The organism is Saccharopolyspora soli, from assembly GCF_022678645.1.
In the GTDB taxonomy this organism is placed as follows: domain Bacteria; phylum Actinomycetota; class Actinomycetes; order Mycobacteriales; family Pseudonocardiaceae; genus Saccharopolyspora; species Saccharopolyspora soli.
The window spans coordinates 190,792-201,745 of record NZ_JALBWV010000007.1 but is presented as its reverse complement, the minus strand read 5'-3'; the positions used below and the strand labels follow the sequence as shown (position 1 = coordinate 201,745).

Annotated in this window: 8 protein-coding genes; 2 read left to right on the top strand and 6 right to left on the bottom strand. The window is 69.0% G+C overall.

Annotation, left to right across the window (positions count from 1 at the left end; all coding sequences use genetic code 11):
• Positions 1-201: 201 nt before the first annotated feature.
• Complete coding sequence (locus MOQ72_RS07985; protein ID WP_242181494.1) at positions 202-1,350, top strand: serine hydrolase domain-containing protein; 1,149 nt, start codon at positions 202-204, stop codon at positions 1,348-1,350.
• A gap of 13 nt (positions 1,351-1,363) precedes the next feature.
• Here the strand turns inward: MOQ72_RS07985 and MOQ72_RS07980 are convergent, their stop codons facing one another.
• The 6 genes from MOQ72_RS07980 to MOQ72_RS07955 form a co-directional block, all read right to left on the bottom strand.
• Entirely contained in the window at positions 1,364-2,398 is a 1,035-nt protein-coding gene (locus MOQ72_RS07980; RefSeq protein ID WP_242181493.1) for an oligopeptide/dipeptide ABC transporter ATP-binding protein, read from the bottom strand.
• Positions 2,395-4,365 (bottom strand): dipeptide/oligopeptide/nickel ABC transporter permease/ATP-binding protein, encoded by a 1,971-nt coding sequence (locus MOQ72_RS07975; protein WP_242181492.1) that lies wholly within the window; start codon positions 4,363-4,365, stop codon positions 2,395-2,397. Before MOQ72_RS07975 ends, MOQ72_RS07980 begins: the two co-directional genes overlap by 4 nt.
• Complete coding sequence (locus MOQ72_RS07970; protein WP_242181491.1) at positions 4,365-5,318, bottom strand: ABC transporter permease; 954 nt, start codon at positions 5,316-5,318, stop codon at positions 4,365-4,367. The genes MOQ72_RS07975 and MOQ72_RS07970 overlap by 1 nt, the downstream gene beginning before the upstream one ends.
• 39 nt (positions 5,319-5,357) lie before the next feature.
• A complete protein-coding gene (locus MOQ72_RS07965) occupies positions 5,358-6,965 on the bottom strand; it encodes an ABC transporter substrate-binding protein (RefSeq protein ID WP_242181490.1) in 1,608 nt (535 codons plus the stop codon).
• A 319-nt stretch (positions 6,966-7,284) separates the two neighbouring features.
• Positions 7,285-8,430 carry an alkaline phosphatase PhoX gene (locus MOQ72_RS07960; RefSeq protein WP_242181489.1) on the bottom strand — a complete coding sequence of 382 codons (1,146 nt, stop codon included), beginning with the start codon at positions 8,428-8,430 and terminating at the stop codon, positions 7,285-7,287.
• Between the two features lie 172 nt (positions 8,431-8,602).
• Positions 8,603-10,384 (bottom strand): ABC transporter ATP-binding protein, encoded by a 1,782-nt coding sequence (locus tag MOQ72_RS07955; RefSeq protein WP_242181513.1) that lies wholly within the window; start codon positions 10,382-10,384, stop codon positions 8,603-8,605.
• 85 nt (positions 10,385-10,469) lie between these two features.
• On the opposite strand from MOQ72_RS07955, the gene MOQ72_RS07950 reads away from it, so the two are divergent.
• Positions 10,470-10,940: a MarR family winged helix-turn-helix transcriptional regulator gene (locus MOQ72_RS07950; RefSeq protein ID WP_242181488.1), complete on the top strand. Its 471-nt coding sequence runs from the start codon at positions 10,470-10,472 to the stop codon at positions 10,938-10,940.
• Positions 10,941-10,954 lie beyond the last annotated feature (14 nt).

Below are 10,954 nucleotides of genomic sequence, written 5' to 3'. Positions count from 1 at the left end.
CGCGCCCCCCGGGGCCCGGGGGGGGGCCGGGGGGGCGCCGGGGGGGGCCCCCCCCCCGGGGGGGGGGCCCGCGCCCCCCCCCCCCCCCCCCCCCCCCCCCCCCACTACGGCAGGTCGTGCGGCGATCGGTGTGCCGCGGGAATATCCGGGCGTGGTCCTGGTTGTTCCAACGGGAACTCGTGTCGTATCGAGGGAGCGCGGATGTCGGTAGAGAACACCCCGCAGGGCACCGTGGCCGCTGGATTCGAGCCCGTGCGGGAGGAATTCGCCGCCGTGGCAGCCGAGGAAGGCAACGACTACGCCGCTCAGCTGGTCGCCTACCTGGCGGGCGAGCGCGTCGTCGACCTCTGGGTCGGCCCGGAGGTCCGCGGTGATTCGCTGATCGGGGTGTTCTCGGCCACCAAGGGTGGTGCCCACCTGGTGGTGGCGTTGCTGGTGCAGGACGGCGTGCTCGATCTGGACCAGCGGGTGAGCCACTACTGGCCGGAGTTCGGCGCCGAGGGCAAGCAGGACATCACCCTGCGCGAGTTGCTGGCCCACCGCGCCGGGGTGGTCGGCGTCGATAGCGGTTTGCCGCTGGACGAGCTCGCCGACGACCGCATCATCGCGGAACGCATCGCCCCGCAGCGTCCGTACTGGCGGCCGGGCACCGCTTTCGGCTACCACGCGCTGGTCATCGGAGCGCTCACCGGCGAGGTGGTTCGGCGCGTCACCGGCCAGACGTTGCAGGAGCAGTTCGAGGCGCGCGTCCGCGCCCCGTACGACCTCGACTTCCACCTGGGCTTGCCGGAGGAGCACGAGCCGCGCTTCCTGACGACACTGCCCATGCGTCCCACCCCCGAACAGCAGGCCGAACTGGATGCGGCCGCGACCGGCCCGGAAAGCCTGTCCGGCATCGCGATGAACCGCAACTACCCGAACGCGCCCGAGTTGCCGGAGCTGCCCAACTTCCGCGTGGTGCGGGAAAAGGGGCCCGCGTCCGTCGGCGGTGTGGCCTCGGCACGCGGTCTGGCCGGGATGTACGCGGCGGCGATCAGCGAGGTCGACGGTCGTCCGCCGCTGCTCAAACCGGACACGGCCGCGGCCTTCGTGCAGGTCCACTCGGTCGGCTACGACCTGGTGTCCCGCCAGCACAAGGTTTTCGGCCTCGGCTTCGCCGCCATCGGCGACACGTACCCCATCCTCAGCCAGGCCGCGTTCGGACACGGCGGCGCTGCCGGTTCGCAGGCGTTCGCCGACCCGCGCACCGGCCTCGCCTACGGCTTCAACCGACGCCGCTTCGCCTTCCCCGGCGGACCAGCCCCGGAGAACGAGCGCCTGGTGAAGGCCGTGCACGCGGCGGTCGGGTGAAAATCGGGCGGAGTCAGGTGCGCGCCGCGAGGCCGGTTTCGGACAGCGCTTCGGTGGCGAGTTCGAAATCGGTCGTGCCGGTCGCGACCGGGTGGTGGCAGCGGAACGTGTGCCGCGCATCGTCGCTTTGCGGATCCGGCATCGTGGCCGCGCAGACCTCGTCGGCCCGCCAGCACCTGGTGCGGAAGGGACATCCGCTCGGTGGATGGGTCGCCGACGGCACCGGTCCGATGAGCGGGATCGGTTCGATCGGCGACAGCAGTCCGGGGGTCGCGGAGAACAACGCTCGGGTGTAGGGGTGGCGGGCGCGGGAAGCGGCGTCGGCCGGGAGCTGCTCGACGGTCCGCCCGAGGTACATCGTCACCACCCGGTCGCTCATCCGCCGCACCGTCTGGATGTCGTGCGAGACGAACACCAGCGCCAGGTTCAGCTGTTCCTTGAGGTCCAGCAGCAGGTTGAGGATCTGCGAACGCACCGAGACGTCGAGGGCGCTGGTCGGTTCGTCGGCGACCAGCAACCGGGGGCCCAGGGCCAACGCGCGGGCGATGGCCACTCGCTGGCGCTGGCCACCCGAAACCTGCCCCGGCAGCAGGTTCGCCACGCTCGCGGGCAGGCCGACGAGGTCGAGCAGCTCCCGCACCCGTTCGTCGCGCGCTTGCCCGCTGCCGTGCGAATGGACGTCCAGCGGGTCGCGCAGCACCTGGCGAATTGGTAGGCGCCGGTTGAGCGCGGTCGACGGGTCCTGGAAGACCATGCCGACCTCGGCGCCGATCGCGGCCCGGCGCCGGGTGGCCGGTAGCGACCAGATGTCCTTGCCGTGGAAGGAAACCGTGCCAGCGGTCGGCTGCTGCAAGCCGACCAGCACCTTGGCCAGGGTGGACTTGCCGCACCCGGATTCGCCCACGACACCGACGGTTTCGCCAGCCGCCACGGCCAAGTCCACGCCGGTGACCGCGTACACCCGGTCGCGGCGGAACAGGCCGCCGGAACGCGCTTTGTGGGTCACGTGGACGTCAGCGAGTTCGACGATCGTCTCAGGCGGGGTCATCGGAGCTCCTGTGCTGCCGCGCGGTTTTCCGCGCTGGTGGTGGCGAGGTCGATCGCCGGGTGGTGGCAGGCCACCGAGTGGAACCTGCCTTGCCCGGCCAGCGCCGGTGGCTTTTCGTCGCAGATGGCGGTGGCCATCGGGCAGCGGTCGGCGAACCGGCAGCCCGACCCGAAGTCGGCCGGGGCCGGGACCACGCCGGGGATCTGGGTCAACTGCTGGGCGCCGGATTCCACCGACAGCACCGCGCCGAACAGCCCGCGGGCGTAGTGGTGCGCGGGCGCCTCGACCAACGCCGCTGTGACCCCGGATTCCACGATCTGCCCGCCGTACATCACCACGATGCGGTCGGTGACGTCCGAGATCAGGGCCAGGTCGTGGGATACCAGGATCAGGGCGAAGCCGAGTTCCGCCCGCAGCCGCAGCAGGAGTTGGATCACCTGGGCCTGCACGGTCACATCGAGAGCCGTGGTCGGCTCGTCGGCCACGATCAGTTGCGGATCGCGGGACAGCGCCATCGCGATCAGCACCCGCTGCCGCTGTCCGCCGGAGAGCTCGTGCGGATAGGACGCGAGCGTTCGCGCCGGGTCCAGTCCCACCAGCTCCAGCAGTTCCGCCGGTGTGCGCCGACCGCCGCGCCGGACCACCTGCTTGAGTTGCGCTCGGATGGTCATGGCCGGGTTCAGCGAGGAGAGCGCGTCCTGGTAGATCATCGCCATGTCGTGGCCGAGCAGTCGGCGACGCGTCGCACGCGGGAGGGTGAGCAGATCGGTTGCCCCGCCGTCGCGGCGGAAGAGGATTTCCCCGCTGATGCGGGCTTCTCGCGGTTGCAGGCCCATCACGGTCAACGCGGTGAGCGTCTTGCCGCAGCCGGATTCGCCGACCAGCCCGAGGACTTCGCCGGGCCGGACGTCGAAGGAGATCCCGGCCACGATGTCCACGCCGTCGTGGCGGCCGTCGAAGCCGATCGCGAGGTTGCGCACCTGCAGGATCGGGTCGCCGTCGGGCAGCGGACGCGCCCGCTCGGCCAGCCGCCGCGCCGCTTCGGCCAGACCGGGCAGTTCGGTGCGCTGGCCGGTGTTGATCCGCGTCTGCTGCTTGGTTCCCGGCGCGGCCTGCCGGGTGGCCGGTGCTGCCCACGCGTCCGAAATGCCTTCGGCGAGGATGTTGAGCGACAGCACGGTGATCAGGATGACCACGCCGGGGAAGACGGTCGCCCACCAGCCGCCGAGCAGGACCATGTTCTTGCCGTCGGCGATGACGCTGCCCCAGGACGGGTCCGGTGGGCGCACGCCCGCGCCGATGAACGACAACGACGCCTCGAAGACGATCGCGTCGGCCACCATCACGGTGCAGAACACCAGGATCGGCGCCGCGCAGTTGATGGCGACGTGCCGGATGAGGATGTGCGGCGTGCGCGCGCCGATGACCCGCTCCGCCGCCACGTAGTCCTCGCCGTACTGGGCGAGCACGTTGGCCCGCACGATGCGCGCGATGGGCGGTGTGTTGACGAAGGCGATCGCGAAGACCAGCACCGGGATGCTGCCGCCGAAGACCGCTACCAGCACGGCGGCCAATGCGATGCCAGGGAAGGCCATGATGACGTCGAGCACTCGCATGATCGTTTCGCCGGCCCAGGTGCGGGACGTGGCGGCGACGGCCCCGACCACCGCACCGGCCAGCAGCGCGAGGCCGGTGGCGCCCAGGCCGATCAGCAGCGACCAGCGCGCGCCGTACAACAGCCGGGTGAAGATGTCCCGGTTCGCGCTGTCCAGCCCCATCCAGTGCGCCGCGCTAGGACCACCGGAGGCGACTTCCTGCACATAAGGGGAATGCGGGGCCACCAGCGGCGCGAACACCGCGGCCAGGCAGACCACGACGAGCGCGCCGACGGCGATCCAGCACGCGGTGTTCAGCCGTCGGAACCCGATGCCGGGCCGGGAAAGTCGTTTCGCGAGTCCGCTGCGCATCACGCGGCGCTCCTGAGTCGGGGGTTGACCAGCAGGTAGAGGACGTCCACGGCGAGGTTCACCAGGACGAACCCGGTCGCGATGGTGAGCACCACGCCCTGCACGACGGCCGGGTCGCCGTTGCGCACCGCGGTGATCATCAGCTGGCCCATGCCGGGCAGCGAGTAGATGGTCTCGATGACGACCGCGCCGCCGAGCAGGTAGCCGATCCGCAGGCCGAGCACGGTCAGCGGGTTGATCAGCGCGTTGCGCAGGACGTTGCGGCCGACGACCACGATCGGCGGCAGGCCGTTGCCGATCGCGGTGCGGACGTAGTCCTTGTCCAACTCCTCCACCACGGCGGTGCGGGTGATCCGGGTCAGCTGTGCGGCCACCGGCAGCGACAGCGAGATCGCGGGCAGCGTCATCGACCGCAGCCAGCCGCCGAACGAGTCACCGGGGTTGACGTAGCCACCCGTCGGGAACCAGCCGAGGTCGACCGCGAGCCACTGGATCGCCAGCAGCGCGATCCAGAACGCCGGTGCCGCGACCCCGACCAGCGAAACCAGCCGGATCAGCTGATCCGGCCAGCGGTCCCGGAAGAGCGCCCCGGTGACACCGAACAGCAGCGCCAGCACGACCGCGATGAACAGCCCGAGGAAGGTCAGCTGCATGGTCAGCGGCAGTGCCGTGACCACCTGGTCCAGCACCGGTGCCTTGGTCAGCACGCTGGTGCCCATGTCGCCGTGCACCAGGTCGGCGACGAACCGCACGTAGCGCACCGGCAGCGGGTCGAGCAGGCCGTTGTCCAACTGGAACTGGTGGATCTGCTCCGGCATCGGGTTGGCGCCCTGGAAGTAGGCGTACTCCGGCTTGCTGGTGGAGAAGCGCATGATGATGAAGACGAACAGGATCACGCCGAGCAGCAGCGGGATCAGGATGAGAATGCGCCGCAGCAACATCCTCGCGATCACGACCAACGGTTCCTCCAGGAAAGTTCCGACCGGACGGCCTCAAACTCGTTTGGCCTGCAGGAGGTTCACGCCTGGGTAGGGTTGCGCTTGGACGCCGGTGAGCTTCTTCGGATCCCAGGCGCTCACCAGTTCGTTGTGCACCACCGGGTAGAGGACCGCCTGCTCGGCGACGACGTCCAGGTATTCGTGGACGAGTTGGAGCCGTCGGGCCGCGTCCGGTTCCTGGATCGCCCGGTCCATCATCGCGAACAGTTGCGCGGCCTCCGGGCTGGAGTCCCACTTGGTGTACTTCATCCAGGTGCCGCCAGCCGTGTAGTTGTAGCGCAGGATCAGGTCCGGGTCGAGGCCGAACTGGTTCGGGTTCGACGCCGCCGCGACCACCTGGTAGGACTGCGACTGGTCCATCTTGGTGAACAGCGCGCTGGTGTCCTGCGGTTCCAGCACGGCCTTGACGCCGATGGCTTCCCAGGAGTTGGCGATGGTGGGCAGGCAGTCGGCCAGCCAGCTGACGTTCACCGCCATCAACGTGATGGACAGCCCGCTCACCCCGGCCTCGGCCAGCAGCGCTCGGGCCCGGTCGGGGTTGTAGTCGTAGACGGTCTTCGCCCTGGCGTAGGCGGGGTTCTGCTCGTTGAGGAAGCTGCTGGCCGGGGTGCCGTGGCCCTTGAGCGCCACGTCGATCATCTTGCGGGTGTCGATCGCGTGCAGCAGCGCCTGGCGGACCCGCTTGTCATCGAAGGGTTTCTGACCGGTGTTGAACATCAGGAACATGTGGTTCATGCCTTTGCCGCCCTCGACGGTCAGCCCGCTCTGGCGCAGCTGGTCGATGTTGGCGTAGGGGATGTTCTCGGCGATCTGGGCTTCGGCGCTGGCGCCGGAGATCTTCGCGACCCGAGCGGCGGCGTCCACGATGGACAGCCAGTTCATCTTCTGCACGGTCGGTTTGCGCGGACCGTTGTAGTCGGCGAACGCCTCGAACCTCGTGTTGGCCTTCGGGTTGTGCTCGACCAGCTGGTACGGCCCGGACCCGACGGCCTTGCCGGACTTGGCGGCGTCCCAGCCACCGGGCGCGCCGAAGACGTGCTTCGGCATGATCTTCGCGATGGTCAGCCGCTGGATCCCGTCGGGGAACGGGAACTTCAGCACCAGTTCGACGGTCGTGTCATCGACCTTGCGGGCTTCGCGCAGCCAGGCGGTGAAGAACGAGTAGATCAGCGTCTGCGGGTTGAGCGCCCGCTCGAAGCTGAACAGCACGTCGTCGACGGTCACCGGCTGGCCGTCGTGCCACTTGGCGCCCGGTCGCAGGGTGAACCGCCAGGTGGTCGCGTTGGCGTCGGGTAACGCGGTCGCCAGCGCGGGGTACGGGTCGCGGCTGATCAGGTCGGTGTCGACGAGTCCTTCGTAGACGTGGTTGTTGGCGGCCATCGAGAAGGCCGACGCGGTCATCGACGGGTCCCAGCTCTGGTCGTTGCCGTAGCCGATCACGGCGGTGACCAGGCCCTCGTCGTCATCGCCGGTGGAGGTGGTCGAGGCGGGACCACCGCAGGCGGAAACGGTGGCGGAGATGCTGGCAGCCGCGCCCAAGGCCCCGCTGTAGCGCAGAAAGTCGCGACGACTGACGAAGGTCCGGGAGAGGTGGGGGCGCACGTTGCCTCCTGGGGCGATCAGGACGAGAGGTGGGACGTCCTACGTCGATTCTGGGAGTGCAGGCTACGGTCGCGCGCGTTCGGCGGTCAAGAACAGTTGAGCAGGACGTTTCCACAGCGTTTCGCCGCACCACCGGAGCCGGTGGCGCAGCGGGTCCTTCGGGCATCCCAGGTCGGACGCAGCAAGTCGTGCCTCGTTCGCTGTTCCGGAAGGGCATGACATGCGAAAAGCACTGGAATGCCGCCGCATCCCGTTGCGAGCAAACCGGCCCGCGAGTCCAAATAGGACTCGCGGGCCGGTCTGGCGGTTCGTGGGCGGCTCAGTTGCGGAACGGGCCGGTCACCTCGTAGGTGATGCCGCCGTTGCTGGAGCCGGTGGTGCCGCGCTGCGAGGAGAAGTACAGGCGGTTGCCCGCGGGGTTGAACGCGACCCCGCACAGCTCCGACCCGGACTGCCCGTTGACCCGGAGGAACGGGGCGATGACGTCGTCCGGGGTGATGATGCAGATCTCCATGTTGCCGCCGTCCTCGGCGACGTAGAGGTCCCCGACCTGGGCGCCGGTGATGTTGTCGACGCCGGTGAGCGGCGGGTCGTTGGTCAAGTCGTCGTCGTAGGCGATCGCCAGGGTGTTGTTGACCGCGTCGTAGGCCCACACCCGGTTGTCGCCCTTGCTGGTGAAGAAGCACGTGCCGTTGCGGTAGTAGGCGCCCTCGCCGCCGTCGAACACCTTGGCGCCGCTGACCTGGTGGCGGGTGCGCGTGGGGCTGCCGTCCGGGTCCGGGACGTCGACCCACGACAGCGCGCCGTCGGCCTCGACGAGCACCTGGAGGGTACCGGCGGACATGTCGCCCCAGTTGGTGGGCACGAAGCGGTAGAAGTTGCCGTCGGATTCGTCCTCGGTCAGGTAGACGACCCGGCGATCCGGGTCGGCGGCTGCGGCCTCGTGCTTGAACCGGCCCATCGCATCCCGCCGGACGGCCGTCTGACGGCCCCACGGGTCCGTCTCGAAGACGTAGCCGCGGTCGGTTTCCTCGCAGGACAACCAGGTGTTCCACGGCGTGGCGCCACCGGCGCAGTTCTGGGTCGTGCCGGACAGGATTGGGTACGCGCCGCTGATGTTGGCGTTCCCGTCGAACCGAACGGCGCTCACCCCGCCAGCGCCGCTACCGAGTTCGGCGTTCGAGACGTAGATCCACCCGGTGCCATCGGCGAAGCAGGCACCGCCGTCGGGCGCACCGTGCCAGATGTGGTCGGTGCCGGAGACGGCTTGGGTGGAGCGGGCGATCATGCGGCTGGTGAAGTTCAGCGGAAGTTCGATGCCGTTGGCATCGGCTGGTTGCAGCGGTCCGTAGGGGCTGGGGCCGGTCTGGGCCGGGTACGCGATGGCCTCGCGCGTCACGCTGAACCCGAAGGCGACCACGGCGCTGCTGGTGACGGCGGCCCGCAGGAAGGTGCGACGTTCCACGGCTTGCTCCTCCAGTGAGAGGTGGAACCCGCTGGCACGACAGCAGATCAGCCAGCAGGGCACCGCGACCCTAGAAGCGCGCTCGGCATCGGATCAGTGCGGAACCGGTGAACTCTGCGCGACGAAAGGAATTCGTCCACCCATCTGGCCGCAGCACCTGCGGCCCTGGTAGTCACGCGGCGGACGCCAATTGGTCGTCGCTGCGGACCAACGCCGCGTAGCGGCCGTCGGCGGCGAGGAGTTCTTCGTGCGTACCGCGTTCCACGATCCGCCCGCCGTCGAGCACCACGATCTGGTCGGCGTCCCGGACGGTCGACAGCCGGTGCGCGATCGTGATGGTGGTCCGACCTGCGGACAGCACATCGAGGGCTTCTTGCACCGCTTGCTCGGTCTGGTTGTCGAGGGCGCTGGTCGCCTCGTCGAGGATCAGGATCGGCGGGTCGCGCAGGATCGTGCGGGCGATTGCCAGCCGCTGCTTCTCCCCGCCGGAGAACCGGTATCCGCGCTCGCCGACCAGCGTGTCGTAGCCGTCCGGCAGGCTTGCCAGGTGCTCGTGGATCTGCGCGGCTTTCGCCGCCGCGACCAGTTCCTCGTCGGTGGCGTCGGGTTTGGCGAAGCGCAGGTTGTCGGCGACCGTGGCGTGCAGCAGGTAGGGCTCCTGGGGCACCACACCGACCGCGTCGGCCAACGTGTCGAATCCGAGTTCGCGCACGTCGACGCCGTCGATGCGCACCGCGCCGCCGGTGACGTCGTATAGGCGTGGTACCAGGTAGCTCAACGTCGTCTTGCCCGATCCGGTTTCGCCCACCACCGCGAGGCTGGTGCGGGCCGGTACCGTCACGTCGATCCCGGTGAGGGTGCCGTCGGCGGTTTCGGGGGAGTAGCCGAAGGAGACGTCCGCGAAGCGAACTTCGCCCTCGATCCGGGACAGCCGCACCGGGCGGCTGGGTTCGTCGATGTCCACCGGCAGGTCGAGGTACTCGAAGATGCGGCCGAACAGCGCCAGCGAACTCTGCACGTCCACCCCGGTGGACAGCAGCGACAGGGTTGGCCGGAACAGGGCCTGCTGCAGGGTGACGAAGGCGACCAGGGTGCCCAAGGTGATCAGCGGCACGCCGAAGGTGCTGGTGACTCCGGCGGTCCAGTAGATCAGCGCGGGCAGCGCGGTCATCACTATCTGGATGGTCGACATCCGCCACCGGCCCGCCATGCTCGAACTGACTTCGAGCCGGGCCAGCGCGGCCGACTCGGCTTCGAACGTGTCGGTCAGCGACTTCGCCCGACCCATCGTGCGGCCCAGCAGGATTCCGCTGACGGAGAGCGATTCCTGCACCCCGGCGGACATCGCGGCGAGTTGGCGCTGCCGCTTCGCGGTGATCCGCTTGCGTTCCCTGCCGACCCGGCGGCCCACCCAGGCGAAGATCGGCAGCAGCGCCACCGATGCGATCGTCAGCCGCCAGTCCAACGCGACCATCGCGACCAGCGTGGCCACCACGGTGGTGAGATTGGAGACCAGCGAGGTCGCGGTGGATGTGACCGTGGCTTGCATACCGCCGATGTCGTTGGCGATGCGCGACTGGATTTCGCCGGTCCGGGTGCGGGTGAAGAACGCCAGTGACATGCGTTGCAGCCGCGCGTAGACCGCGGAGCGCAATTCGTGCATCACGTTCTGCCCGACCTTGGTGGACAGGTAGGTCTGGGCGACGTTGAACACGCTGGTCGCGACAGCCACGCCGATCATGCCGAGCACCAGTGCGCTCAGCAGGCCGAGTTGGCGCTGGGGGATGGCTACGTCGAGCACCTCGCGCAGCAGGAACGGGGACGCCACGGAAACCAGGGACGAAACGGCGACCAGCAGCGCGACGACGAGGAGCGTGCCCCGGTGCGGGTGGAAGAGGCGCACGATGCGGCGCAGTTGCACGGGTTGCGGAGTGGAGTGTTCGGGCGACGACATAGGCGGCTCCAGCGGGAACGGATACAGAGACACGTTCATATTTACCATAGTTCACTATTACTGTCACTCTGTTAGACTTGGCCAGGTGGGAGTCGGTGGTGCGGAAGATCGCCTCGGTGCGCTGTTCATGCGGCTTGCCAAGACTGCGCACGTCCTCCAGCGACGCGAGATCGGGGACCTCGGGTTGACGCCCGCGCAGGCACGTGCGCTGTCCGTGCTCGGTGGGTGCGAGACGCCGCCGCGGATGACCGACCTGGCAGCACGGCTGCATGTAGTACCGCGCGCGGTGACGCCGATCGTCGACGCGCTTGAGAACGCAGGTCTGCTGCGCCGCGAAGTCGACCCCGACAACCGCCGCTCCACGTTGCTGGAACTGACCGCGGATGGTCGGAAGATGTGCAAGCGGCTGATCGAGTTCCGCGCTCGGGCGGCCGGTGAGTTGTTCGCGCCGCTCACCGAAGAACAGCGGCACATCCTGCTGGAACTGCTGGAAAAGGTCGATCAGGAGTCACCCGAGATCAAGCACGCCAGCGACCGCCCAGCAGCACGGCGCTGATCTGTTCGAAGCGG